The 24609-nt window shown below is 65.1% G+C and carries 21 protein-coding genes; 10 read left to right on the top strand and 11 right to left on the bottom strand.

What is annotated here, in order from left to right:
* Positions 1-45: 45 nt before the first annotated feature.
* From OK352_RS01560 to OK352_RS01545, 4 genes are all read left to right on the top strand, one after another.
* Positions 46-657 carry a TetR/AcrR family transcriptional regulator gene (locus OK352_RS01560; protein WP_265139631.1) on the top strand — a complete coding sequence of 204 codons (612 nt, stop codon included), beginning with the start codon at positions 46-48 and terminating at the stop codon, positions 655-657.
* 154 nt (positions 658-811) lie between these two features.
* Positions 812-1804, top strand: a complete 993-nt coding sequence (locus OK352_RS01555; RefSeq protein ID WP_265139630.1) for an alpha/beta hydrolase — start codon at positions 812-814, stop codon at positions 1802-1804.
* Positions 1805-1988: 184 nt separating this feature from the next.
* The gene (locus OK352_RS01550; RefSeq protein WP_265139629.1) at positions 1989-3089 is read left to right on the top strand and encodes a hypothetical protein; all 1101 of its coding nucleotides are present in this window, start codon (positions 1989-1991) and stop codon (positions 3087-3089) included.
* Positions 3090-3234: 145 nt separating this feature from the next.
* Positions 3235-4164: a hypothetical protein gene (locus tag OK352_RS01545; RefSeq protein ID WP_265139628.1), complete on the top strand. Its 930-nt coding sequence runs from the start codon at positions 3235-3237 to the stop codon at positions 4162-4164.
* On the opposite strand, the gene OK352_RS01540 is transcribed toward OK352_RS01545, so the two are convergent.
* From OK352_RS01540 to OK352_RS01530, 3 genes are all read right to left on the bottom strand, one after another.
* Positions 4148-4732 (bottom strand): TetR/AcrR family transcriptional regulator, encoded by a 585-nt coding sequence (locus OK352_RS01540; RefSeq protein ID WP_265139627.1) that lies wholly within the window; start codon positions 4730-4732, stop codon positions 4148-4150. The two genes, OK352_RS01545 and OK352_RS01540, sit on opposite strands and share 17 nt — an antisense overlap.
* Before the next feature lie 4 nt (positions 4733-4736).
* Positions 4737-6173 (bottom strand): DHA2 family efflux MFS transporter permease subunit, encoded by a 1437-nt coding sequence (locus tag OK352_RS01535; RefSeq protein ID WP_265139626.1) that lies wholly within the window; start codon positions 6171-6173, stop codon positions 4737-4739.
* Between the two features lie 65 nt (positions 6174-6238).
* Entirely contained in the window at positions 6239-7792 is a 1554-nt protein-coding gene (locus tag OK352_RS01530; protein ID WP_265139625.1) for a PucR family transcriptional regulator, read from the bottom strand.
* Between the two features lie 198 nt (positions 7793-7990).
* On the opposite strand from OK352_RS01530, the gene gabT reads away from it, so the two are divergent.
* The 3 genes from gabT (at position 7991) to OK352_RS01515 (ending at position 12423) form a co-directional block, all read left to right on the top strand.
* A complete protein-coding gene (gene gabT, locus OK352_RS01525; protein ID WP_265139624.1) occupies positions 7991-9400 on the top strand; it encodes a 4-aminobutyrate--2-oxoglutarate transaminase in 1410 nt (469 codons plus the stop codon).
* Between the two features lie 71 nt (positions 9401-9471).
* Positions 9472-10923, top strand: coding sequence for an NAD-dependent succinate-semialdehyde dehydrogenase (locus tag OK352_RS01520; protein WP_265139623.1), 1452 nt, complete (start codon positions 9472-9474; stop codon positions 10921-10923).
* 66 nt (positions 10924-10989) lie between these two features.
* Positions 10990-12423 carry an aminobutyraldehyde dehydrogenase gene (locus OK352_RS01515; protein ID WP_265139622.1) on the top strand — a complete coding sequence of 478 codons (1434 nt, stop codon included), beginning with the start codon at positions 10990-10992 and terminating at the stop codon, positions 12421-12423.
* A gap of 19 nt (positions 12424-12442) precedes the next feature.
* On the opposite strand, the gene OK352_RS01510 is transcribed toward OK352_RS01515, so the two are convergent.
* From OK352_RS01510 to OK352_RS01500, 4 genes are all read right to left on the bottom strand, one after another.
* Complete coding sequence (locus OK352_RS01510) at positions 12443-13537, bottom strand: hypothetical protein (RefSeq protein WP_265139621.1); 1095 nt, start codon at positions 13535-13537, stop codon at positions 12443-12445.
* Positions 13538-13632: 95 nt separating this feature from the next.
* Positions 13633-14184, bottom strand: coding sequence for a DJ-1/PfpI family protein (locus OK352_RS01505; protein ID WP_265139620.1), 552 nt, complete (start codon positions 14182-14184; stop codon positions 13633-13635).
* 102 nt (positions 14185-14286) lie between these two features.
* Positions 14287-14640 carry a DUF2695 domain-containing protein gene (locus OK352_RS17670; protein ID WP_372338069.1) on the bottom strand — a complete coding sequence of 118 codons (354 nt, stop codon included), beginning with the start codon at positions 14638-14640 and terminating at the stop codon, positions 14287-14289.
* Positions 14641-14714: 74 nt separating this feature from the next.
* Positions 14715-15203, bottom strand: a complete 489-nt coding sequence (locus OK352_RS01500) for a YajQ family cyclic di-GMP-binding protein (protein WP_265139619.1) — start codon at positions 15201-15203, stop codon at positions 14715-14717.
* 67 nt (positions 15204-15270) lie between these two features.
* On the opposite strand from OK352_RS01500, the gene OK352_RS01495 reads away from it, so the two are divergent.
* Entirely contained in the window at positions 15271-16422 is a 1152-nt protein-coding gene (locus OK352_RS01495; protein ID WP_265139618.1) for a threonine synthase, read from the top strand.
* Positions 16423-16456: 34 nt separating this feature from the next.
* On the opposite strand, the gene OK352_RS01490 is transcribed toward OK352_RS01495, so the two are convergent.
* The 4 genes from OK352_RS01490 to OK352_RS01475 are packed head-to-tail and all read right to left on the bottom strand — an operon-like array spanning position 16457 to position 18895.
* Complete coding sequence (locus OK352_RS01490; protein WP_265139617.1) at positions 16457-16996, bottom strand: hypothetical protein; 540 nt, start codon at positions 16994-16996, stop codon at positions 16457-16459.
* Positions 16993-17343, bottom strand: a complete 351-nt coding sequence (locus tag OK352_RS01485; RefSeq protein WP_265139616.1) for a hypothetical protein — start codon at positions 17341-17343, stop codon at positions 16993-16995. The genes OK352_RS01490 and OK352_RS01485 overlap by 4 nt, the downstream gene beginning before the upstream one ends.
* A gap of 15 nt (positions 17344-17358) precedes the next feature.
* Positions 17359-17928: a hypothetical protein gene (locus OK352_RS01480; protein ID WP_265139615.1), complete on the bottom strand. Its 570-nt coding sequence runs from the start codon at positions 17926-17928 to the stop codon at positions 17359-17361.
* A 52-nt stretch (positions 17929-17980) separates the two neighbouring features.
* A complete protein-coding gene (locus OK352_RS01475) occupies positions 17981-18895 on the bottom strand; it encodes a LysR family transcriptional regulator (protein WP_265139614.1) in 915 nt (304 codons plus the stop codon).
* A gap of 379 nt (positions 18896-19274) precedes the next feature.
* Here OK352_RS01475 and OK352_RS01470 point away from each other — a divergent pair, with 379 nt between their 5' ends.
* Together OK352_RS01470 and OK352_RS01465 are read left to right on the top strand one after the other, a co-directional pair.
* Positions 19275-23051, top strand: coding sequence for a proline dehydrogenase family protein (locus tag OK352_RS01470; protein ID WP_265139613.1), 3777 nt, complete (start codon positions 19275-19277; stop codon positions 23049-23051).
* A 141-nt stretch (positions 23052-23192) separates the two neighbouring features.
* On the top strand, positions 23193-24593 hold the full coding sequence (locus OK352_RS01465) for a DHA2 family efflux MFS transporter permease subunit (protein ID WP_265139612.1): 1401 nt from the start codon (positions 23193-23195) through the stop codon (positions 24591-24593).
* The last annotated feature ends 16 nt before the right edge of the window (positions 24594-24609 follow it).

Here is a 24609-nt window from a genome sequence, read left to right as displayed (position 1 = left end):
GGGTTTGCGCTGATGTACAAACTGACTAGTTGGTAATGTTGAGGCATGGCGAATGACCCTATGACGGAGCGCGGGCGCGCGACCCGCGAGCGCATCTTGACCGCTGCGACCGCCGAGTTTGCCGCTTACGGGGTGGCAGGCGCGCGCGTTGACCGAATCGCGGCGTCCGCCACCACGAACAAGGCGCAGCTGTATTCGTATTTCGGCAGCAAGACAGCCTTGTTTGAAGCCGTGTTCGAGGCGTCGCTGCAGCACATGCTCGAAGTCGTCCCGATCTCGGCAGAGGATCTCGCCGACTGGGCTGTTCGGCTGTACGACGAGTACCTTGAACGCCCCGATCTTGTTCGACTGGCAACGTGGGCTCGGCTCGAGTGCCGACCGGAAGGGCACCTGCTTCCGGAGGCAGACCGTGTGGATGCGGGAAAACTCTCGTCGATCGCTGACGCGCAGAAGGCCGGAGCTGTCATCGCGGGCGTCGAGCCGTTTGACGTGATGGCCATGGTCATCACGATGTCAATGGCATGGTCCCCCGTGAGCAACGTCTTCACGGCCTCGAAGGCGGAGCCTCAGGGCGTCCATGATTCTCGACGGGCGTTCTTGCGTCACGCGGTTATGCGCGCCGTTTCTCCGGGAAAGCCGACAGAGGCCACACCGTAGTCGCACACATGAGGGGAAGTGCGTCGTTGGTGTGACCTCTGCGGAAGAAGCTCCTCTGGAACCCCTAACATGAAGAATACTCATGTTTACCAAATGGCGCTGTCCCCCATGAGGGGCTCCTCGCGTCTGCCGTCGGCTTCGCTACGCTGAGACTATGGTCTCGTGGGAGCCGGATGTCCTGGGTGAGCGGTTTGAGAGCGCCACGCTGCCCCTGGCTCCCGATCCTCAGGGAGAGGTCGTTGCGACGCTTGTGCGCACGCGGCGCTCGCGCTGGCAGAGCCTGACAGCATCCGCCCGCCCCCTCTCGGATGTCGATGTTCTCTACGTCCATGGCTGGGTCGACTACTTCTTCCAGCGTCATCTGGCGGAGGCCTGGGAAAGTACGGGTGCTCGGTTTCACGCGCTCGATCTGCGCAAGTACGGTCGAAGCCTGCGCGAGCATCAAACTCCCGGCTATATCAGTGATCTCGACACCTACGACGAAGACATCGAGGCCGCGCTCACGGCAATGGGGCACGGCGAAGGCAGACCGACGAACCGGCGGTTGTTCATCATGGCTCACTCGACGGGCGGACTCACCATGAGCCTGTGGGTCAACCGCCATCCGGGCCGGGCACACGCGCTTGTGCTCAACAGTCCATGGCTTGAATTTCAGATCGGCGGTCTGGGGCGGGAGGCGCTGACTCCGCTGCTCGAGATCGGCGCGCGCATCACTCCGCTCCGCTCACTGCCACAGGTGGACTTCGGCTTCTATACCCGCACGATCTCTGACCAATTCGAAGGGGAGTGGCACATCGACCCTCGGTGGCGTCCAGAACGCGGATTCGCGACGCACACCGCTTGGCTCGCGGCGGTCTTCACAGCCCAACGCCGGGTGGCCACGGGCCTCACCATCGATATTCCCGTGCTGGTGCTGCTGTCATCGAAATCGACGATCTCGCGCACCTGGTCTGAAGAGATGCGCACGACGGACATCGTGCTCAACGTGGATGAGGTTGCACAGCGGGTTCCGCGGCTCGGTCAGAACGTCACGCTCGTGCGGATCGACGGGGCCATGCACGATGTGACGCTGTCGGCGGCACCAGTTCGTGAACGTGTGCGCTCTGAGTTGAGGCGTTGGCTCGCCGGGTACGGGCGGCGATGGTGACTTCTGCCCATAGGTGTTGCGCAACAGAGGCGTTAACCTGACCGGCATGACGAATCCGCAGCAGGGGGAGCCAGGACAAGCGTCTTCTCACCACCCTGACCAATTCTCACAACCGCGCTGGCCCCAGGCGGAGCCCCAGGGATACCCTCTCCAGCCGCAGTGGAATGGTCAGTCTCAACCGCAGATGGGCGCAGGACCACAGGGCACAATCGGCACGGCGCTGATCGCCTCGGGTCTTCTGCTCGCGTTCGCTTTCGTTGACACGATTCTCGGGGTTATCAAGCTCTCGATCGCATTCGGCCCGGCACTCTGGCCGTTGCTGTCTACGTTCGTCCCTGGCGTCTTGTTCGCCGTCGTTGCATTTGTTGTGCTCGCTTTCCTGAAGCCGATTCCGCTGAACAGGCCCGTGGCGGCGGTAGCCGTGCCGCTTCTGATTGTCTGTGGGATCGGATTTGGCGTGCTTCTCGTGTTTCAGGTTATATTTGCGACCATTCAGTCGCTGGACGGTGGCCAGTTCCCCCTGAACATCAGAGGCGTCGTGATCACGGCGTTCGTGTACACGCTCGTCGTGGGCTGCGGTGCGCTCTTCTCGCGGGCGCGTTTTCACGCGCACGAGCTTGGCGTCGGGGCGACCGTCAGTAGCAGCACCATTTTCAGCGCACTGATCATCGCGGGTGTCGTGCTTGCTGAATCCGTCATCGTCAGTCTTCTGATGTCACTCGGAGGGATCAATTTCGTCCAGATTCTCACGTGGGTCGGTCTGAGCTTCCTCCGTGGAGGGGTTTTTGCAGCCGCCGTTTTCGTGATACTCGCGTTCATCCGTCCGCTGTCGCGAATCCGAACCATCGCAGATGTCGTTATCAGTGCATCCATTGCTACGGTCCTGGGACTCGTCCTGGACATCATCTTCGGAATCGTCGAGGCGACGATTCAAAGCGGGCTCGACTTTTACTTCCCCTTCACCTTCTTCGAGAGTGTTGTGCGGGCCATCGACTTGCTTGCCATTATTGCGCTCGCGATCCTTGTGCTGTTGGCGTGGCGCGGGCAGCGGGCGCTCATGCGTCCTCAGGTGCCCCAGGAACAGCGGCTACAGCAACCAGGCGCGCAGAATCACACCCCTGCACACCCCACCGCTGGCCCAATTACACAGCCACAGTATCCGGCCCGGCCCGGCCAGTTTCCTCCGGGCCAGTATCAACAACCGCCGTCTCCGCCGGCGCAGAATGAGCCGCCAGCACCACCAGCACCGCCGTCTCCGCCACACGAATCGTCGCCCGGAACATGACGATTTCCGTTCGAACCGGGTGGGGCGGGCCGCAGGGATTTGACGAGTCGATACCCCTCACTGTCGACAACAATCGGGTAGGCGGAGGCAACGGTGGTCGTGGGTGTCTCTGGAGGGTGTCACGGCAGATGAAAGACGCGAGCGCATGACTCACCAAAACCTGTGGTCGCAACCATCGCCGCCCTCTGCTGTCGTGACCGCCCTCATTTCCAGCGGAAGCGTGGTCGCGCTGTCCGTCGTCGAGACGATGCTCACGGCGGCGGCACTGTCGGCCGCCACAGCCACGAGCTTCTCGTTATCGCTTGGTATGAACCTGGGCATGATCGCCGCTCCACTCGTACCGATGCTGCTGTTCGCGCTTGCGGCATTCGTCTCTCTCGCCTTTCTGAAGCCGGTTCCGCACACTCGTCCATTCACAGAGGGTCTCGCGCCGGTTCTCGTCGCCGGAGGTATCGGCTTCGTTGTCTCTGCCGCCTTCGAGTTGATCTCAGAGATCTTCGCGTCGCTTGGCGGCGAGGAGTTCAGGCTGAACATCGGCAGCCTGATCTCGACATCCATCGTGTTTACGCTCGTGCTGGCACTCGGCGCCTTCGCTGTGCGCGCTCGTTACCAGGCGCGTGAGCTGTCTGAGGGTGTTCCTACGAGGAGCACGTTGATACTTGTGGCGCTGGTCGTCGCGGCAACGCTGGTGGAAGCGGTCGTCGTGTGGCTGCTTCCGGTTCTGGCGCGTGGAGATTTCGGAACCGTGTTCGCAGACATTTGGCTTCCGGCGACGCGTGGTGTGATGTTCGCCGCCGCAGCTTTTGTCGCAATCGTTTTACTTCGTCCCGTGACGCGGATTCATGCACTTTCCGACGTGCTGATTCTGACGCTCGTCGGCGGAGCGCTGGGTTATGTCGCGATCGTGATTTTCGAGTTCATCCGGGATGCTGTTCAGGGCGAACTTGAGTTTTTCTTCCCCGGCGTATTCATCAATTCCCTGATCTACGCACTCGATGGCGCAGCGGTTCTCGCGCTCTCGGTGCTCGTGGTTCTCGCGTTGCGTGGGCAGCGCGTTCTTATGCGCGCCGGATGAGCGGAAGGACGATCTCGTCGACGAACTCGACGATGGCCGCGTCCGTGGGCGGAGCGAACGTCATGACGTACTCATGGCGGAAGAGCGTGAACGGAAGGTCGACGACGCGAGGCGTCAGCATGTCAGCATCCACTTCGCCCCGGTCGACAGCGCGCTCAAGAATCGTCTCGATCGACGAGCTGCGTGAGCCGAGCAGCTCGGCGCGCAGCTCGGCCGGCGTCAACCCGACATCATCGAAGTGACTGGAGACGAGAGCGGTGAGCATCGCGGCCACGGAGTTCTCGGCTCCGGAGGCGCGGCGCAGAGCCTGAATGAGATCGTCGCGCACATTGCCCGTGTCGGGAACCTGGGGCGACGCTGCAGCTCCGCGGTGCCGAACGGTTGCACGCAGCAGCTCTTCGCGATTGCTCCACCGCCGGTAGAGCACGGGCTTGCTGGTCTGAGCACGATCCGCGATCGCGTCGAAGGTGAACCGCGCGTACCCCTCGGTGACGAGCTGGTCCCATGCCGCCGTCAGAATCGCAGCTTCGAGTTCTGCCCCGCGTCTGCGTGTCTTAGCGGCATCCACCTGTCTATCCTTTCGTCGCGGAACCCTGTTGATCAAGGCTCTCACGACGAAACGCGAGAGCGGGAACGAGCGCGACGACGGTGATGCCGATGAGCCACCAGAACGAGATCTGGAATCCGCCGACCACGTCAGCGGCGGCGGAAGTCTGAAGTACGACGGCGACGATGGCAACACCGAGCGAGGCGCCGATCTGCTGGGTGATGCGGGTGAGCATTGTTGCGTGCGGCATTTCATCGTGTGCCACATCCGAGTATGCGACCATCATCGGCGCCATGATCACCGCGCCCACCCCGAGCCCGCGCACGAAGAGGGCGCCCCCGAGCCACCAGCCGGACGTTCCCGGTCCGGCGAAAGCGAACGGAACGGTCGCCACAGCCGTGATCAGAAACGCGCCGATCGTGAGTGAGCGGGCGCCGAAGCGGGCAGCGAGCTTCCCGGCCACAATGCGGGCGAGCAGTGCGCCGATGCCCTGAGGTACGAGGACCAGAGCAGCAGTCAAAACGCTGTCGCCGCGCACTTGCTGCCAATACAGAGGGAGCAGGAACATTCCCGCGTACAGCGTTGCTCCCGCGGTGAAGAGGGCTCCCGACGATGCAGCGAGTGAGCGCAGCTTCACGAGGGAAATGTCGACGGCGGCGTCATGACCTCGGCGCAGGGCCCAGATGATGAACGCCGCGGCGAGAACAATGCCGCAGGCGAGTGGTACGACAACATCGGCGTGGGTGAAGCCGCCTGCGGACGCGACGTTCGACAGCCCGAGCACGATGCCGACGAGCGCGGGAATGAGCAGGGCAAGACCAATGACGTCGATGCGCGCCGTCTCAGTCCGACGTGGCGTGTCCGGCGCGATCATGCGCCACGCCATGACGAGTCCGACGGCGACGAGGGGAACGTTGATGAGGAAGAGCCAGCGCCAGCCCGCGCTGTTCAAGAGGATGCCGCCGAGCACGGGTCCGATGACCGGGCCGAGCGCGAGCGGGACGCTGATCGCCGCAACCGTTGTGGCCATGAGCTTCTTGCTCGTCGATCCGATTGCCTGCACCGCGAGAGTCTGCATGAGTGGGAAGATCATGCCGGCCCCGAACCCTTGGAGGGCGCGGAAGGCGATGAGGCTCGTGTCGTTCCAGGCGAACGCGCACGCGGCCGAGAAGACGACGAAGATCGTGAGCGTCGCCATCCACGAGCGCTTGCCTCCGAACGTGCTCTGTGCCCACCCGCTCAGTGGAATCGCCGCGGCCAGGGCCAGAAGATACGCGGTGACGACCCACTGAATTGTCGCGGGTGTCGAGTGGAGGTCGGCGCTGAGCTGATCAAGCGCAATCGTCACGATCGTCGAGTCGAGAATTGCCGCAGCGCCGCCGACGATCACGGCGGCGAGCGTGCGGACAGCGGTGCGGGGAAGGCGCTCCGTCGGGGGTGCGGTGGTGGATTCTGCGGTCATGTCGCTCCTCTATTAGAAACCAAGCGGTATCTAATATAGAGCAAAAGTCGCAGATAAGAAACCTATCAGTTTCTTAAATGGATGCTGTCAGACGCCAACGTGAGTTCTGCGCGTGCCCGCGCTTGTGAAAGGTCACGACCGGTCAGCTGCTCGACTTTCTGGATCTGTTTGCGCAGGGTGTGCCGGTGGATGCCGAGGCGTGATGCTGCGGGGTGCCAGGCGCCGTTGTGCTCGAGCCACGCGCGTAGGGCAGGCACGAGTGCGGTGCCGTGTGTGGCGTCATACTCGGTGACGGGGCGCAGCATCGCCTGCGCGAGCGCGCGGGTGGCGTCGTTGTCGAGAACGGCGTCGAAGCCGGCATCCGTGACCTCGTCGAAACGAGTAACCCCGACCTGGCGCGGCGCGCGGGCGAGCGCCAGCTCGGCCTCGATGACTCCCTGCCGCATCTCGGTCAGTGCCGTGGCTGACGATAACCCCAGGCGGATGCCGTTGTGCTCGGCGAACGCATGTGCCTCAGGAGCGCCGGGGGTTGCGAGTGCGCCCGGCCCGGTGCTGGGAAGTACGAGAGCAATGCGGGTGTCGTCCCATGCGGTGAAGAGTCCGTCGAGCATCGGGTCGGCGAGTATGTCGTCGAGCGAATGGGGCTGCGGCGTTGGGCCGACGTCGAGGTTATGCCGGAAGTCGGACTCCGGGCTCTGAACCCGCGTGAGAATACCGACGATGACGCGATCTGAGGGGAGCGCTCCGTCGGCAAGCCGTCGTGCGAGGTCAACGTTGCCGACTCGCAGGCACTGCCACGCGCCGGTGCGCAGTGCAAGCGATGCTTCGGCGAGGGAACGGCGCTGCTCGAGCGCCATGGCGGCGAGAGCGACGACACCCGAAACAACGCCCTGGGCGGGGTGATCGAGAGGGCCGGGAATGGCGAGGACGCCGCGCAGCTGGCTGCCGCGCCCGATCGTCTGCAGCATCACGCCCTCGTCCGTCGTAATGGCTGCCGGGATGCCCCGGTCGAGAAGCCGGCGAGCGTCGGTGCTGACGTGCAGCGGGCGCGAGGTTGCGTGCAGGAGGTCACCGCGTGCGTCGAACAGCGCGACGGGGCGTTCCAAGAGTCGGGCCAGTTCCCCGATGCTTGCGCGCAGTCCGTCGTCGCGCAGAGCCGCGAGCGAAATCGTGCGCTGTGCGTCGGCCGCCCACGCGCTGCGCCCCTGCTCCTGAGCAGTGACGAGGTCGGCGATGTAGCGCACGACGGCGATGAACGGTGTGCTGTACGGCACGTCGATCAGCGGCATCCGTTCGCGCTCGCACGCGGCGATGAGTTCCGCCGGGACGCCCCTGATCACGTCCGTGCCGAACCCGATCGCGCGGATTCCGAAACGCGCGAGCCTCTGCACGTAGCGTGCAGCCTCCTCGCCCGGATCATCGGCGAACTGTCGTCCGGTCGTGAGCACGATGTTGCCCGCGGTGAGAAACGGTGTGGGATCCTCGAGGTCGGTGCTCGCCACCCAGGTGAGGGGCTGGTCGAGGGGATGGAGCTCGGATGCTGTCGGCTCGGGCAACCGCGATAGGAGGCGCAGCCCGAGATCGGTGCGCGCCAGAAGGCGATGAACGGTGATGGCCATGGTGAAGCCAGCGTAGACCGAAATCATCCCGATGTGCCACTGTGTCGGGTATTTACCGCTAAACGCTCCAAACTGGCACACCGCCGTGACACTGGCGGTTCCTACGATGAGAGAACAGGGCGGGTCTTTTGGTAAGCACCGCAATCACCACGAGATGCTGCCAACGAGGCGTCACAGATGCGAACAACGGGGAACGACATGACCATTGCCGAGCACAGCGGGTCCGCAGAGGGGCAGCATGCAGCAGCCTTGCACGCACACGTGACCGGTGGACCCACGCTCCCGCAGGAACGGCGTCTGGTCACCAGCATCCCTGGCCCGATCTCAATCGACCTGATGCAGCGCACGACGAATGCCGTCGCGTCGGGGGTCAGCACGACAATGCCGGTGTTCGCAGCAGCGGCAGGGGGTGGAGTCGTCGTCGACGTCGACGGCAACTCGCTCATCGATCTCGGCTCGGGCATCGCGGTGACGGGCGTGGGTAACGCGCATCCCCGTGTCGCGCAGGCCATCGCCGAGCAGGCGGCGCTCTCGACGCACACCTGCTTCATGGTGACTCCCTATGAGGGTTACGTTGCGGTCGCCGAAGCGCTGAATCGGCTGACCCCGGGCGAGCACGCCAAACGAAGCGCCCTGTTCAATTCGGGTGCGGAGGCCGTGGAGAACGCCGTGAAGATCGCGCGGGCCCACACCGGCCGGCAGGCCGTCGTCGCCTTTGACCACGCGTATCACGGGCGCACGAACCTCACGATGGCGCTCACGGCGAAGTCGATGCCGTACAAGAAGGGCTTCGGCCCGTTCGCCTCCGAGATCTACCGCGCACCCGTCTCGTATCCTTTGCGCGACGGAGGGCAGAGCGGACCGGATGCTGCTCGCGCCGCGATCAGCCGGATGGAGGCGCAGATTGGCACCGATCAGCTGGCGGCCATCGTCATCGAACCGATCCTCGGCGAGGGCGGCTTCATCGTTCCGGAACCCGGGTTCTTGCCCGCGCTCGCCGACTGGGCACAGGAGAATGGCGCCGTCTTCATTGCCGACGAGGTCCAGACCGGCTTCGCTCGAACTGGCCGCATGTTTGCCTGTGAGCACGAGGGCGTCGTCCCCGACCTCATCACCACAGCGAAGGGCATCGCCGGCGGCATGCCGCTCTCGGCTGTCACGGGTCGAGCCGAGATCATGGATGCTGTGCACAGCGGCGGTCTCGGCGGCACCTACGGCGGCAACCCCGTCGCGTGTGCGGCAGCCCTCGCCGCCATCGACGCGTTCGAGAACGACGGGCTGTGCGAAGCGGCCGAACGCATCGGCGAGATCATCACACGACGTTTCGGCGAGCTGGCAGCATCCGATTCGCGCATCGGCGAGGTGCGCGGACGTGGCGCCATGATCGCCGTCGAACTCGTGCACCCTGAGTCAGGCGAGCCCGACGCGGACCTCGCCTCACGCCTTGCCGCATCCGCCCGCACCCAGGGCGTGGTCGTGCTCACCTGCGGTACGTATGGAAATGTGATCCGTTTTCTGCCACCGCTGACCATCCCGCTGGAACTGCTCGTCGAGGGGATCGACATCGTGGCGACGGCACTGCGCGACGCGCCGCAACCCGCGCGGTAAGACCCGCGCCCACCGACTCTGCGCGCCGGCTCAGCCGCGCGCGCGACAATCAGACAAGAAGGAGAATTCCCATGATTTCAGAAAGCGACCTGCTCGCGAAGGTACCCACAGGACTGTTCATCGGCGGCGAGTGGCGTGACGCCGACTCGACATTCGCCGTTACCGACCCCTCGTCGGGTGCGACTCTCGTCGAGATCGCCAACGCCTCAGTCGCGGATGGGACGGCTGCGCTTGACGCCGCCGTTGCAGCCCAGGCCGAGTGGGCGGCGACTCCCGCTCGCACGCGCTCGACCATCCTGCGCGATGCGTTCGACCTGATGCAGGAGCGCCGCGACGAGTTCGCCCTGCTCATGACGCTTGAAATGGGTAAACCGCTCGCCGAGTCCAACGGCGAGGTCACCTACGGTGGGGAGTTCCTGCGTTGGTTCAGCGAGGAGGCTGTGCGCATTTCGGGCCGCTACGGAACGAACCCGGAGGGCACGGGGCGCACGATCGTGTCGCAGCATCCGGTGGGTCCGTGCTTTTTGATCACGCCGTGGAACTTCCCGCTCGCGATGGCGACACGCAAGATTGCGCCCGCCCTGGCCGCGGGGTGCACCGTCGTCGTCAAGCCGGCCTCACTGACGCCGCTCACTACCCTGTATTTCGCGAAGCTGCTCGAAGAAGCCGGGCTGCCCAAGGGCGTCGTCAACGTCGTGACGACGAAGCGCACGGGTGAGGTCTCTGACGCGATCATCGCCGACCAACGGCTGCGCAAGCTCAGCTTCACCGGGTCGACACCTGTCGGGCAGGATCTCATCGCGAAGTCGGCGACGAATGTTCTGCGCACCTCGATGGAGCTCGGTGGAAACGCGCCGTTCCTCGTGTTCGAGGATGCCGATCTCGACAAGGCGGTTGACGGCGCGATCGCCGCGAAGTTCCGCAACATCGGTCAGGCGTGCACGGCGGCGAACCGCTTCATCGTGCACGAGTCGGTGGCCGAGGAGTTCGCACGACGCGTGACAGACAAGGTGAAGGCCATGCGCATTGGTCGCGGCACGGAGGACGGCGTGACGATCGGTCCGCTCATCAACGATGCGGCCGTCGACAAGGCAGATCGGCTGGTTCAGGATGCCGTCGGGCACGGTGCCTCGCTGCTGCACGGCGGGTCGCGCGTCGATGGCGAGGGCAGTTTTTACGAACCAACCGTCGTCTCGGGCGTTCCGAGCGAAGCCGAGATCCTGAGAGAAGAGATCTTCGGGCCCGTGCTTGCAATCGCGCCGTTCGCGACGGAAGACGAAGCCATCGCGATGGCGAACGGCGTTGAGTACGGCCTCATCTCATACGCGTTCACGCAGGATCTCGCGCGCGGCCACCGTCTGATCGAGCGCCTTGAATCTGGCATGGTCGGGCTCAACGCGGGTGTCATCTCGAACGCCGCGGCGCCGTTCGGCGGCGTCAAGCAATCGGGTCTCGGTCGCGAGGGCGGGCTCGAGGGCATCCATGAATACCTCAACACCAAGTACACGATGATGCCGGCCTGACGGCACGAGGGGTGCGGCCACAAGCTGCGCCCCTCACGGCATCCGAAAATCGCAAAGGAGCGAAGAATGTCGCAGCAGAACCTGCAGCCTCTGAAGAATTTCATCGGCGGACGTTTCGTCGATGCATCGGGCAGCTCGGCGATCGATGTCGTCAGCCCGATCACCGAGGAGCGCGTGGCCGTGTCTCCGGTGTCCATCGAGACAGACGTTGATGCGGCGTTCGACGCCGCGAGAACGGCGGCTGCCACGTGGGGTCGCACGACGCCGGGCGAGCGTCAGGCTGCACTGCTGGCGTTCGCCGACGCGCTCGAGGCCCGCGCTGACGACATCGTTGAGGCTCAGCATCGCAATACGGGGCAGCCGAAAGAGACGATCCGCGTTGAAGAGGTCATCACCGGGTGCGACCAGATTCGCTATTTCGCGGGTGCGGCGCGCGTTCTCGAGGGTGCTGCGGCGAGCGAGTACTTCGAGGGCCACACGTCGTATGTGCGCCGCGAGCCGATCGGCGTCGTTGCACAGGTGACACCGTGGAACTACCCGTTCATGATGGCGGTGTGGAAGATCGCCCCGGCGATCGCGGCGGGCAACACGACGGTGCTCAAACCGAGCGACACCACTCCTGAGTCCACCCTCGTGATGGCCGAGGTGAGTCGCGGCGTGCTGCCGGACGGCGTGCTCAACGTCGTGCTGGGTGATGCGTCGACCGGCGAGCTGATGGCGGAGCATCCGGTGCCCGGCCTCGTCTCAATCACCGGGTCCGTGCGCGCGGGGCGGCAGGTCGCAGCATCCGCGTCGAAGCGTCTGCACCGCTCGCACCTCGAGCTGGGCGGAAAAGCCCCGGCCGTGGTCTTCGCAGACGCCGACCTTGCTTCGACTGCCGACGCGCTCGCCGAGTCGGGCTACTTCAATGCGGGGCAGGACTGCACGGCAGTGACCCGCGTGCTCGTGCATGAGTCGGTGCACGACGATTTCGTCGCCGAGCTGGTGCGCGCCGCGGAGGCGACGAAGACGGGAACGGATGCTGACGCGCTCTACGGACCGCTCAACAACGTGAACCACTTCGCGAAGGTGCAGGCCGTGCTTGACGACCTTCCCGCGCACGCGACCATCGCCACGGGCGGACGCCGGGTGGGCGAACGCGGATTCTTCTTCGCACCGACCGTGGTCACCGGCGTCCGTCAGGACGACGCGTGTGTGCAGCAGGAGACATTCGGGCCCGTGCTCACCGTGCAGTCGTTCAGCGATGAAGCGGATGCTGTCATGCTGGCAAACGACGTCGACTACGGCCTTGCCGCCAGCGTGTGGACGTCCGACCATGCGCGGGCGATGCGCCTCACGCGTGACCTCGACTTCGGCTGTGTGTGGGTGAACACGCACATCCTGCTCACGGCCGAGATGCCGCACGGCGGCTTCAAGATGTCCGGATATGGCAAGGACCTCTCGATGTACGGCTTGGAGGACTACACGCGTGTGAAGCACGTGATGCACGCGCTCGGCTGAAGAGCGAGGTGTGCTCGCGTCAGCCGCCGTTCACGACGATGGCGGCGAAAATGGCGAAGAGAAGGGTGAATCCGAGAGTCACTGCCACCGTGAGCTTCCAGTGGCGGCCGGTGCGGAGCCGCTGCCCGGGTGGGGCGACAAAGTTGTGGGTTGACGCCATGCGCTGCAAGGGCGGAGTATTCACCGGCACCAGGCGATCGTCTCTGTACCGTGCCGTCTGCGATACTGTCTTCGCGCCGACGGTGTCGACGATGCGGAGCAGTCTCATCCACGTCTGCGGGTCGTCGAGCGGCAGTAATCGTGAGGAATAGACGAAGAGCCAGTCGTCGATGATCTCAACGTCGAATGCCTCGACATTGTCAATGAGCAACGCCATGAGATCGGGAGTGAAGATCGTCAGGGCGTCACGCTCATAGCCGCGCGGGCAGTACAGCGTGAAGTACTTGTCGAAGTCGCCCTCAAGCGACAGAACCTGATTGTGGGCCACGGCCTCCGGAAGATTGCTGCCCAGAATGCCGTTGTTCGACAGGCCGTCGACAACGAGGTGTGGAATGCGTCGATCAAGCTTCAGCGCCAGATACGTCCATGTGTGTTCTTTTCGGCTTTTGCCGTAGTTCGTGAAATATGCCAGGTGTGCCACGTCGAAGAATCGCGGCTCATTGCGATAGACGCGCGCGAAAACTCGCCGACGATACCCCGTGTGAAACGGCATCCCGGGGTAGTTGGGGGCCGAGGTGTGCGGTTGCGTTCCCCAACCGTTTGCTCGTGCAAATGCCGCGAGCACGAACCAGGTCTTCCACACTCGCGAGGTGTTTCGCACATGCGTGATGTACAACGGCACCCCTACCAGGAAGCCGCTCGCCAGCCCGATGCCGAGGACCAGGGAATCTCCGGATGAGCCGACGATCCCGCCGACGATGAACACTGCGGACGCCACGAACTCCAGGGAAAAGAGGATGGAGGCAACGACAACGCCGAGTGTGGAGACCGTCGGGGCCTTGGCGTCGTCCCCAAACAAGCCCTGGCGCACATGCGACCGGAACACACGCACCGCCGCAGACGAAGGGCGTGCCTGGGTCAACGGTCGAAGATCGACGTGGCCGACGGTGCTCATCCCCTCACCCTATGGCGGAGATCAGGGGCGCGCAGTGGGGAGAAATACCCAGCGTGGCCCGGTATCTCCGCACGGGCACCATTGCCCGAGTGTGACTATGGGGTGGGCAACACCTCGAGGAACGCCTTCATCCATGTGCCGTTGTCGGGCCAGGCGCGAGCGCTCACGAGGTTTCCATCGACGACGGCGCCGCCGTCTTCAAAGACACCGCCCGCAGTCTCAACGTCAATGGCGAGCTCGGGGTAAGCCGATGTCGTGCGCCCATTCAGCACACCGGCAGCCGCGAGAATCAACGGACCGTGGCATGTGACAGCCACCGGAGCGTCCTTCTCCATGAAATGCCGCACGATGCGCTTGGCATCCGGGTTGTTGCGGACGTACTCAGGTGCGCGACCGCCGGGGACGACAGCAGCGACGTAATCGTCGGGGTTAACATCGGCGAAGGCGATGTCGGCGGGCCAATGATGCCCGGGTCCCTCTGTGTAGGTGTCGAATCCATCGACGAAATTGTGGACGACGAACTGCAGCTTCTTCTTCTCCGGCGCAGCGATGTGCACCTCGAATCCGGCTTCCTGCAGGCGGTGATAGGGGTAGAAGACCTCGAGGGTCTCGGCAGCATCCCCGGTGAGAATGACGATCTTCGACACGATGTACCTCCCTGGCGGGGCCGCGCCCATGGCGGCCCTCGTACTCAGTCTCGGCGATTCGCGAGCTCGCGACAAGAGGGAGCGGCCGCCGCAGCTCGACGTCTATGACCAGCGCCAGAGCGAGCATGGCTGTGTCGATCCTCGCTGCACTCCCCGACATTCCGGCAGAGAAATAACTTCAGGAGTGCTCGGATCGTCGTAGAGTGTGCATTCCACGGCGTTCATGAGAATCTCGCAGTCGCAGAATCCGCCACGCCGACCCAGCGTCGCCTCCAAACGTGTGGCGCGCGGAGCGCAGAGGTCACGGTATCGGGTCGCCCAGCGCAACCCTGTGCAACCCATTTCAAGCATGCGCTGCACATAGCAGATCAGACATTCGCCGCTGTGCGGTGTCGTGATCTCTTCAGCAGCGTGGGCGACGTAGTTCTCGGCTTCAGTCACTGGTGTCGTTGTCATGAGCGAAGTGCACCATGCCCGTCCGACATCGGGGCGAGGATCAGCACCGAGAAGCCCGGCCGATCCCCGAGTGATCAGCGCATGTTGACGAACTGCAGGTCGATGTCGAGGTCGGAGTTCTTGAGCAGCGAGATGGTTGACTGCAGGTCGTCGCGGCTCTTCGACTGCACGCGCAGCTCGTCGCCCTGAATCTGGCTCTTCACGCTCTTGGGTGCCTCATCGCGGATGATTTTCGAGATCTTCTTCGCCTGGTCGCTGGCAATGCCATTCTTGAGTCCGATCTCGATGCGGTACTCCTTGCCGCTCGGGTACGGCTCGCCGCTTTCGAGGCTCTTGAGTGAGATGCCGCGCTTGATGAACTTTGACTGCACGACGTCGAGGATCGCCTTCACGCGCTCCTCGGTGTTCGCCTTCAGAAGGATGCTTTCACCCGACCACTCGACGGACGGATCGGTGCCTCGGAAGTCGTAGCGCTGCGCGACTTCTTTGCGGGCCTGGTTGACGGCGTTCTCCGCCTCCATCTTGTCGACCTTGCTGACGATGTCAAACGATGAATCTGCCATGCCCACATGGTAGCCGCACTGGCCGTCGCGTGCTCGTCTGGGCGTGTGCCTCGCATACTCTGGGGGCGTGAGCAGCTACGTTGATCCCGTTGATGGCACCACCTATCCGCTGCACGAGCCGCGATGGCGATCGGATGCTGGTCGCCCCCTGTGGATCGAACCGGGCGCGGGGCTCGGGCGCGACGACATTGACACGTCGTCACGCTCACTGTGGCGCTATCGGGCGGCGCTGCCCGTCAGCATCCCGCATCCCATCACGCTGGGTGAGGGACTGACCCCGCTGCTCGAGGGCACCTGGCCCGGCGGCGGCGCGCCGCTGTTCAAAGTGGAATGGCTGAACCCGACGGGCAGCTTCAAAGATCGGGGAACGAGCGTGATGCTGTCGTATCTGCGCGATCGCGGCATCCGCTCGGTTCTCGAAGACAGCTCCGGCAACGGAGGGTCATCCGTTGCTGGATTCGCAGCGGCAGGAGGTCTTGCCGCCACGATCTTCGCACCCGCATCGACCTCGCCGGCGAAGATCGCGCAGGTACGCGCCTATGGAGCGGCGGTTGAGCTGATCGCGGGGCCGCGCGCAGAATCGCAGAGCGCTGCCATCAGCCGAGCAGACAATGCGGGCCCCGACGGCAGCTTTTACGCGAGCCACAACTGGCAGGCGTTCTTTCTGCAGGGAACCAAAACGCTGGCCTATGAGCTGTGGGAATACCTGGGCTTCCGCGCGCCCGATGCGGTCGTGATGCCGGTGGGAGCGGGCAGCAGTCTGCTGGGGTGTTTCCTTGGTTTCAGCGAGCTTCTGGCGGCCGGCCAGATCGAGAGGATGCCGCGGCTCTACGCCGCGCAACCGGTGAACTGTTCGCCCCTCGATGCCAGCTTTGTCGCGGGAGTCGACGTGCCGGTCGATCGCCCCGTCTCTGCCACGATCGCCGAGGGTACAGCGATTGCGCGTCCGATGCGTCTGCGGCAGATGCTCGGCGCACTGCGGATGACGGGCGGGACCACCCTCGCCGTCACAGAATCCGAGATCGCAGCGGCACTCGATGTTCTCTGCGCGCAGGGCATGTTCGTCGAGCCCACAAGCGCTGTGGCGGGCGCAGCGTACTCGCGGCTGCTGGCATCGCACGTTATCGGTGCTGCCGAGACGACGGTGGTGATGCTCAGCGGCGCCGGGTTGAAGGCGGCGTCAGCCGTGAGCGACATCGTCGACGGCGTGCGCGGGTGAGGCATCTCGATCGCTGATGATCGCGCGTTCCGAATCAGGATGCCGCCGCGGCGCTGTTCGTCTCCGCGAGATCGATGACGCGCAGCATCGGCTCCCACCATTCGGGCGCGAAGCACGGATAGCGGCCCTCCCGGAAAAGGAACATCCACTCGCCGACGACCTCAACCTCATAGGCGCCGTCACAGTCGACCAGCAGTCCACGCAATTCAGGAGTAAAGAGCCTGTTCGGATCGGCTTCGCCCCCGGGCAGGCTGAGAGCGACGTACGGAGAGGACGCTGCGGGAGTCAGCGTCATCCTTCGATTCGGCGTGTATCCCTGCGTGAACGGCAGTGCGAAGGCGCCCGGTGACGGGTGAACCGTGAGATATATCGGCGGCTGGGGTGCTGACAGCCGGATTGCGACGTAGTGCCAGTGATTCAGCTTTGTGCTCTTGATGCGCCACGTGCGGAACTCGAGGTTCGCGACGTCGAAGAACCCTGGGCCGTTCGAGAAGATCCGCTCGCACGCGGTGTGGAGCATGCCCGTGCGGAACAGCCGTCCTGTGTACGGAAGGTTCGTGGCACGAATGTTCATGCCCCAGCCGTTTGCGTCGGCGAATTGCGCCAGGCGTTGCCAGTCGGGCCACGAAGCCGAGTAGGAGTGGCGCGGCGGGCGGTGCTGGAGCAGGATGCCGACGAGATGGCCACGCACACGATCGGGACCAGGATCCAGGTGATCCAGTTTCCGATGATCAGTACCGGAATGGCGATGACGCACAGGGCCGCGGCCGAGATGAGGGCGATCGTGCGCGAGGAGGCCCCTGAATGCGCCGCACTGGCGAGTTCGCCATGCCTCCCGTTCTCGGCATGGCGGCGGAAGGCGTCGATGTCGTCGACGCTGGGCTCCCGCATCAGCGGGTCGAAAGTCACATCAGAGCGCATGCCGTGGCCTCTCGATCAGAGGAAACCGATGAGGATGCCGATGAGCACGGTGCCTCCGACGATGATGACGGTCGGTAAGAGGCGTCCGCGCGCCGAAAGACGCTTGCCGGCTGGGGCCACGTTCGGCCGCGGCCCGGTCTCGGATGTACGGCTGTCGGTGTAGCGCTCCGCGCGGGAGAAGGCCTTTGCGCCGACGACATCGACGATGCCCAACATGCGCCTCCACTGCGCCTCATCGCGAGGTGAGAACGGCTTGGAACTGTAGAAGAACAGCCAATCGTCGACGATCTCCGCGTCGTACACGGCGACGTTGTCGATGAGGAGCGCCATGAGGTCCGGCGTGAAGAGGTAGAGGGCGTCGCGCTCGTACTCACGGGGGCAGTAGAGGGTGAAGTGACGATCGAAGTCGCCCTCAAGCGAGAGGATCTGATCGCGCGAGATCGAGATCGGCCAGTCCTTCTCGAGCCCGCGGAGCTTTGTGGAGTCTTTCCCGAAGGCTCCGGCTTTCACATCGGCCATGAAAGCAGAGAGCTGACCGCGGTCGGGATCTGCGTGAAGAGGACGCAGGTCTACGGAAGTGGGCATAGCTTGATCATAGGAAATCATCAGGAAAACGGTCGGAAGCTCGGCGCAGGCGTCAGCCGGGCGCGATCTCAGCGACGGCATCGGCCAGCGCCGTGCGCACAGCGGCGACCCCGGGGCGCGAGGCGTTCGCCGGTCGCGCCGATGTGAACACCTCACGCTGCGGCGCCCCGGGCAGTTCGTGCAGGCCCACGGACGGAGTCTCTCCCGCCCACACAAGGTCGGGCAGGAGCCCCACGGCGTTGCCGCTGCGGATCAGCCGAATGTGTGCCATCAGGTCGGCGGTCTCGAACCGCACGTCAGGCTCGAAACCAGCTTCGCGGCACAGCTGAAGGGCCCAGCTGCGCGACGCCGTGCCCTGCGGCTCCATCACCCAGGGGCGTGAGTGAACGGATGCTGCGAAGTCAGTGATTGTCGCGATCGACGTGATTGCAGCATCCGGTGGCACGGCGAGGCGAATCGCATCGCGACCGAGCGGCACCCGATCAAGATCGGTGCGGAGCACGCGGGTGTGGCCGGGGTACTGCTCGGCGATCACCAGGTCGAAGTCGCGGGCGGCGACCTCGAAGAGCGCCTCGTCGGGCTCGCGTTCGACGGTGATGACGCGCAGCTGCGGATGCTGGGCGGCAACGAGCGTGATCGCGCGCGGGATGATCGCGTGCGCCGCCGACTGGAAGACCGCGAGGCGGACGGTCCCCGTGACCGACTGGAGGGTCTGGGACACCGCAGCCTGAGCGGCCTCGAGTCCGTCCAGAAGCGTGGCGGCATGGGCGGCAAGCACTTCCCCCTGCGGAGTGAGGATGACGCGACGGCCCGCTTTCTGCACGAGAGGAACTCCGGCCTCGCGCTCTAGTTGCGCGAGCTGCTGCGAGACGGCGGACGGGCTGTAGGCGAGCGCATCGGCCACGGCAGAGAGCGTGCCGCGCAGCTTCAGTTCGTGCAGCACGCGAAGGCGCCGCATATCCAGCATCCTCGCCCCCTCATCGTTAAGCAGAACTGCCCAATATACGCGCACATGCGCCGCGCTGCGTAATGAATAGGGCGCCCCGTGGGCTGCTGCGCCACAATGTCGGCAGATGCGGACAATGTGCGTAGGTGTGCGGTGACACCTTGTCCGCGCGGTACGACCTTGTCCGTTGGATCGCCGCGGCAGGCCAGCAGATCCGTAAAGGACAGATTTCTGGGCGTGCGGCACCAGAGACAGCTGTGCTCGGGTGCGTGGCCCGGGCGCTGACCCGTTGGGACAGCGCGTGTGCCGGGCGGCGCGAGAGATTCCGGATGCTTGCCAGAACCTGAGCGCGCGGCGGTTTCGAAACTCGCCGCGCAGATTGACGTAATAGTGTCGGAGCATGGCACAGGCATCAACGCAGACACAGCGGCGCGAGCTCGCTCACGACGCCGTTCAGCTGGCGCATACCTGGATTCGCGAGAGTGCGGACTACCCGGCGGACCCGGCGGCGGAGCGACTGGCCGGTGTTCTGAAGGATCCGAACGGGCTGCCGTTCACCGTGGGATTCGTTGACGGGGTGATGCGGCCCGAGGACATGTTCGTCGCCGGCTACGGCCTGCAGAGAATCGCAAAGCTCGCCCCGGCGTTCCTGCCCTGGTACATGCGCGCTGCCATCGCGTGCGGCGGTGTGCTGGGCCCGGTGGTTCCCGCTGTCGTGATACCGATCGCTCGGCGCGTGCTCCGCGACATGGTCGGGCACCTCGTCGTCGACGCCACCCCAGAGAAGCTCGGGCCGGCAATCGCGCACCTGCGCCAGGACGGCTCCCGACTCAACCTCAACCTGCTGGGCGAGGCCGTGTTGGGCGAAAAAGAGGCACAGCGTCGCTTCGATGGAACCATGCGTCTGCTCGAACGCGACGACGTTGACTACGTGTCGATCAAGGTGTCATCGATCGTGTCGCAGCTGTCGATGTGGGCGTTCGACGAGGCCGTCGAGCACGTGGTCGAGAAGCTCATTCCCCTCTACCGGGTGGCGGCAGAAGCTGGCAGGCTCGGCCGCCGCAAATTCATCAACCTCGACATGGAGGAGTACCGCGACCTCGACCTCACGATCGCCGTCTTCACGAGAATTCTCGAGCTCGACGAGTTCCGCGGCCTCGAAGCCGGCATCGTGCTGCAGGCGTACCTGCCCGACGCACTCGCGGCGATTCAGGAGCTCACGGCGTGGGCGCGCACCCGGTGCGACGCCGGCGGTGCCCCCATCAAGATCCGCCTCGTGAAGGGCGCGAACATTGAAATGGAGAACGTCGACGCGCAGATGCACGGGTGGCCGACCGCCCCGTACTCGGTGAAGCAAGACACCGACGCGAACTACAAGCGTGTGCTCGAGTGGTCGATGACGCCCGAGAACACGCGCGCTGTGCGGCTCGGAGTCGCCGGGCACAACCTCTTCGACGTCGCATACGCCTGGCTGCTTGCGCAGAGCAGAGGCGTGACGGATGCTGTCGAGTTCGAGATGCTTCTGGGCATGGCCACGGGTCAAGCGCAGGCTGTGCGCCGCGTCGTGGGCAACCTGCTGCTGTACACACCCGTCGTCAACCCGCACGAGTTCGACGTTGCCATCTCGTATCTCATCCGGCGGCTCGAAGAGAACGCGTCGTCAGAGAACTACATGGCGTCCGTCTTCGAGCTGCACGAAAACCCACAGCTGCTTCAGCGGGAAACAGAGCGCTTTCTCACGTCCCTCGACGAACTTGACGTCGATCGGGGCACGCCCGCGCCGAATCGCACGCAGAACCGGCAGAGCGAGTGGACGCTCGCCGCTGACCTGCGCGACGACAATGCGGCCAGGCCGCGTGGTGCTCGCTCCGTCGCCGACCAGACGATGAGCGACCGAGCGTCCGACGCCGAGGATGCTGATCAGCTGACAGCATCCGATGGTGATCACGAGGCGCCAGACACTTCTGGCGTGCCGGGCGACGAGGGCCTGACGCAGCAGGTGCTGAGTCTTGGTCGGCCCTCCGGCGAGCAGCATGGGCCCTTCGACACCACGCGCGTGTTCACGGGGACCTACGAGGCCGTCACCCGCAGCGACGCGGGCATGCCCGGCTTTCACAACACGCCAGACACCGATCCGGCGCTGCCCGCCAACCGTGACTGGGGCCGCGGCATCATCGCCCGCATGGAGGAGTCGCGCCTCGGCGTCGACGAGGTTCAGGCACACACGGTGACGGATGCTGGTGAGCTGGAGCGCATCATCGATACCGTGCGCAGCGCCGGCGCCTCGTGGGGTGCGACACCCGGCGCTGATCGTGCCCTCGTCATCGAACGTGCCGCCGACGCGCTCGCTGCCCATCGCGACCGGCTGCTCGAGGTGATGGGTTCCGAGACAGGCAAAACCATTGCCGAGGGCGACCCCGAGGTGAGTGAGGCCATCGACTTCGCCCACTATTACGCGGCGCAGGCTCGGCAGCTGGACCGCGTGCAGGGCGCCGTGTTCGAACCGTCGCGGCTCATCGTGGTCACGCCTCCCTGGAACTTCCCACTCGCGATCCCGGCGGGCGGCGTGCTCGCGGGCCTGGCCTCCGGCGCGGGGGTCATCATCAAGCCCGCCCCGCAGGCCGAGCGCACGGCAGCCGTGCTCGTCGAGGCGCTGTGGGAGGCCGGCGTCCCGCGGGACCTGCTGGCCTACGTGTCGATTGAAGAAGGCGAGCTCGGGCGGCAGCTGATCGCGCACGATGCTGTTGACCGAGTCATTCTCACGGGGGCGTGGGACACCGCGAAGCTGTTCCGCTCGTGGCGACCCGAACTGCCGCTTCTCGCGGAGACGAGCGGCAAGAACGCGCTCATTGTGACCCCGAGTGCCGACATGGACCTCGCCGCGGCCGACGTCGTGAAGAGCGCATTCGGCCACGCGGGGCAGAAATGCTCAGCATCCAGTCTTGTCATCCTCGTCGGCTCGGCAGCGAAGTCTGAGCGGTTCCACCGCCAGCTCGTGGATGCCGCGATGTCGCTGCGCGTCGGTTACCCCTCCGATCCGAGTGCGCAGATGGGGCCGATCATCGAGCCCGCGCACGGGAAGCTGCTGCACGCGCTGACGGAACTCGGCGTCGGTGAACGCTGGCTCGTCGAGCCGAAGCGTCTCGACCGCTCGGGGCGGCTGTGGTCCCCCGGCATCCGCACGGGCGTCAGGGCCGGCTCTTACTTCCACCTGACCGAGTTCTTCGGGCCGGTGCTCGGGATCATGCACGCGCGCACTCTCGACGATGCGATCCGCTACGTCAACGCCGTCGAGTACGGGCTCACGTCGGGCCTGCACACGCAGGATCCAGGCGACCTCGCCGAATGGCTGGGCTCGGTTGAGGCCGGCAATCTTTACGTCAATCGCGGCATCACGGGAGCCATTGTGCAGCGTCAGCCGTTCGGCGGCTGGAAGCGCTCGACCGTCGGCACGGGCACGAAGGCCGGCGGGCCCAGCTACCTGTACGGCCTCGGGTCGTGGCGACCGGCACGCGGCAGCTCCAGCTCGACGCTGCACCTGCGCGGACTCGACTCGCGCATCACGCGGCTCATTGAGGCTGCTCAGCCGTCGATGGAGTACGAACAGTTCGATGTGCTGCGCCGCAGCGCTCTCTCTGACGCCGTCGCCTGGGCTAACGAATACGGCGAAGTGACGGATGCCACGGGCCTCGACGTGGAGCGCAACATCCTGCGCTACCGCCCCGTGCCTGTCGCGATCCGTGCCACAGCGGATGCTGGAATCGGCGAGCTGCTGCGCGTGATCGTCGCGGGGGTCCGCGCCAAGTCGGCGATCACCGTGAGCGTGGCGGCGGCGCTTCCGACTCCCGTTCTGCGGGTTCTCGACGGTCTCGGCATCACGGTCACAGTCGAGAGTGACGCCGAGTGGGTGCAGCGGATGGCCGAGCCGCCTGAGGATGCTCGGACGGCGACGCGCGTGCCCCGAGCGCGGATTGTCGCCACGGATGCTGAGCTCCGCACCGCTCTGCATCGGGCGCTCGCTGTCGCGGTGGACGGCGACCCTGACCTCGCCATCTATGCGGGGCCCGTGACGCAGTCGGGTCGCATTGAGATGCTGCCGTTCCTGCACGAGCAGGCGATCTCCATCACCGCGCACCGCTTCGGCAACCTCGACCCGTGGAGTAACGACGTCATCTGACGTGCGGTGCCTCCCGGCGTCCTCATTCAGGTGTCACAATCGACGCTTTCAACCGGGCAGATTGTGCCAATAGTGACGTCTGAACGCGACGTGGCCGCGGCGGCATCGACGTGACGCCTCTCGTGGCGGATAATCACAGACATGGATGCTGTCGCGCCCGACGCGCGTGCCAAGAGACTCGTGCTCGTTGTGGCGATCCTCGCCTCGTTCGTGTCGTTCCTCGACGGGTCGATCGTCAACGTTGCCTTGCCGGCCATCGAGACCGAGCTGGGCGGCGGGCTTGCCGTGCAGCAATGGGTCGTCGATGCGTACATGCTCACGCTCGGCGCGTTCATTCTGCTCGCCGGGTCGCTTTCTGACACCTTCGGCCGCGGCCGCGTTCTCACGGCAGGGCTCATCTGGTTCGGCATCACCTCGCTGATCTGCGCCGTCGCGCCCACGGCAACGCTGCTGATCGTCGCCCGCGCCCTCCAGGGCAGTGCGGCGGCGCTTCTGGTGCCGAGTTCGCTCGCCATCATCACCTCGACGTTCGGCGACGATGAGCGCGGCCGCGCGATCGGAGTCTGGACGGCCTGGACGGGTACAGCGATGATCATCGGACCGCTTCTCGGCGGCGGCCTCGTCGACCTCGTCAGCTGGCGACTGATCTTTGGCATCAACGTGCTGCCGATCGTCGTGACGCTCGCTCTCATGGTGCGGATGCCGCGTCAGCCGCGCCCCGAAGGCCGGGCGCACGTCGATGTCCTGGGCGCCGTGCTCGGCGCGGTGGGCCTCGGCGGCCTCGTCTTCGCCCTCATCGAGCAGCAGCGATTCGGCTGGGCCAGCCCGACCGTGGCGATTCCGCTCGTGCTCGGCATCGCAGCATCCGTCGCTTTTATCGTCTGGCAGGCGCGCGCTGCCTCGCCGATGCTGCCGCTGTCGCTCTTCCGTGCGCGTAATTTCTGGGTCGGCAATGTGGCGACGGTGTTCGTGTACGGGGCGCTGAGTTTCGGCACGTTCGTCATCGTGATCTACCTGCAGCAGGTGGCCGGCTTCACCGCCACTCTCGCCGGCGTTGCGCTTATGCCCCCGACGCTCGTGATGCTCGCGCTGTCCGGGCGGATGGGCGCGCTCGCCAGCAGGTTCGGGCCGCGGTTCTTCATGGGTGTCGGTCCGATCGTCGCGGGGCTCGGATTCGCGCTCATGCTGACCGTCACGCCCGAGATCGACTATTGGCTGCAGCTGCTTCCGGGTCTGCTGATCTTTGGACTCGGACTCACGATCACCGTCGCGCCGCTGACAAGCACCATTCTCGGGGCGATCGAACCGGCGCGAGCCGGCATCGCCTCCGCCGTCAACAACGCGGTGTCGCGAGTCGCGGGTCTGGTGAGCGTCGCGTGCGCCGCCCTCATCATCGGCGGAACCCTCGATATCGACGGCTACCGGCGCGCAATGGTGGCCACCGCGCTCATGCTCATCGTCGGTGGTGTGGTGTCGGCGCTCGGCATCGTGAACAGGAGGCTCCCAGCGGATGCTGTGGCTCTCCCAGACTCGGGCGGGTAGTGTGCCCCTTCATGCC

Source organism: Microbacterium sp. MPKO10 (assembly GCF_026107415.2).
Lineage (GTDB): Bacteria > Actinomycetota > Actinomycetes > Actinomycetales > Microbacteriaceae > Paramicrobacterium.
The sequence above is the reverse complement of the archived record's forward strand: the minus strand, read 5'-3'. Positions and strand labels throughout refer to the sequence as shown.

Coding starts and splice junctions, on each gene's coding strand:
- OK352_RS01560 (WP_265139631.1), top strand. CDS start 46: ATGGCGAATGACCCTATGACGGAGCGCGGGCGCGCGACCCGCGAGCGC.
- OK352_RS01555 (WP_265139630.1), top strand. CDS start 812: ATGGTCTCGTGGGAGCCGGATGTCCTGGGTGAGCGGTTTGAGAGCGCC.
- OK352_RS01550 (WP_265139629.1), top strand. CDS start 1,989: ATGGGCGCAGGACCACAGGGCACAATCGGCACGGCGCTGATCGCCTCG.
- OK352_RS01545 (WP_265139628.1), top strand. CDS start 3,235: ATGACTCACCAAAACCTGTGGTCGCAACCATCGCCGCCCTCTGCTGTC.
- OK352_RS01535 (WP_265139626.1), bottom strand. CDS start 6,173: ATGACCGCAGAATCCACCACCGCACCCCCGACGGAGCGCCTTCCCCGC.
- OK352_RS01530 (WP_265139625.1), bottom strand. CDS start 7,792: ATGGCCATCACCGTTCATCGCCTTCTGGCGCGCACCGATCTCGGGCTG.
- gabT (WP_265139624.1), top strand. CDS start 7,991: ATGACCATTGCCGAGCACAGCGGGTCCGCAGAGGGGCAGCATGCAGCA.
- OK352_RS01520 (WP_265139623.1), top strand. CDS start 9,472: ATGATTTCAGAAAGCGACCTGCTCGCGAAGGTACCCACAGGACTGTTC.
- OK352_RS01515 (WP_265139622.1), top strand. CDS start 10,990: ATGTCGCAGCAGAACCTGCAGCCTCTGAAGAATTTCATCGGCGGACGT.
- OK352_RS01510 (WP_265139621.1), bottom strand. CDS start 13,537: ATGAGCACCGTCGGCCACGTCGATCTTCGACCGTTGACCCAGGCACGC.
- OK352_RS17670 (WP_372338069.1), bottom strand. CDS start 14,640: ATGACAACGACACCAGTGACTGAAGCCGAGAACTACGTCGCCCACGCT.
- OK352_RS01500 (WP_265139619.1), bottom strand. CDS start 15,203: ATGGCAGATTCATCGTTTGACATCGTCAGCAAGGTCGACAAGATGGAG.
- OK352_RS01490 (WP_265139617.1), bottom strand. CDS start 16,996: ATGAACATTCGTGCCACGAACCTTCCGTACACAGGACGGCTGTTCCGC.
- OK352_RS01485 (WP_265139616.1), bottom strand. CDS start 17,343: ATGCGCTCTGATGTGACTTTCGACCCGCTGATGCGGGAGCCCAGCGTC.
- OK352_RS01480 (WP_265139615.1), bottom strand. CDS start 17,928: ATGCCCACTTCCGTAGACCTGCGTCCTCTTCACGCAGATCCCGACCGC.
- OK352_RS01475 (WP_265139614.1), bottom strand. CDS start 18,895: ATGCTGGATATGCGGCGCCTTCGCGTGCTGCACGAACTGAAGCTGCGC.
- OK352_RS01470 (WP_265139613.1), top strand. CDS start 19,275: ATGGCACAGGCATCAACGCAGACACAGCGGCGCGAGCTCGCTCACGAC.
- OK352_RS01465 (WP_265139612.1), top strand. CDS start 23,193: ATGGATGCTGTCGCGCCCGACGCGCGTGCCAAGAGACTCGTGCTCGTT.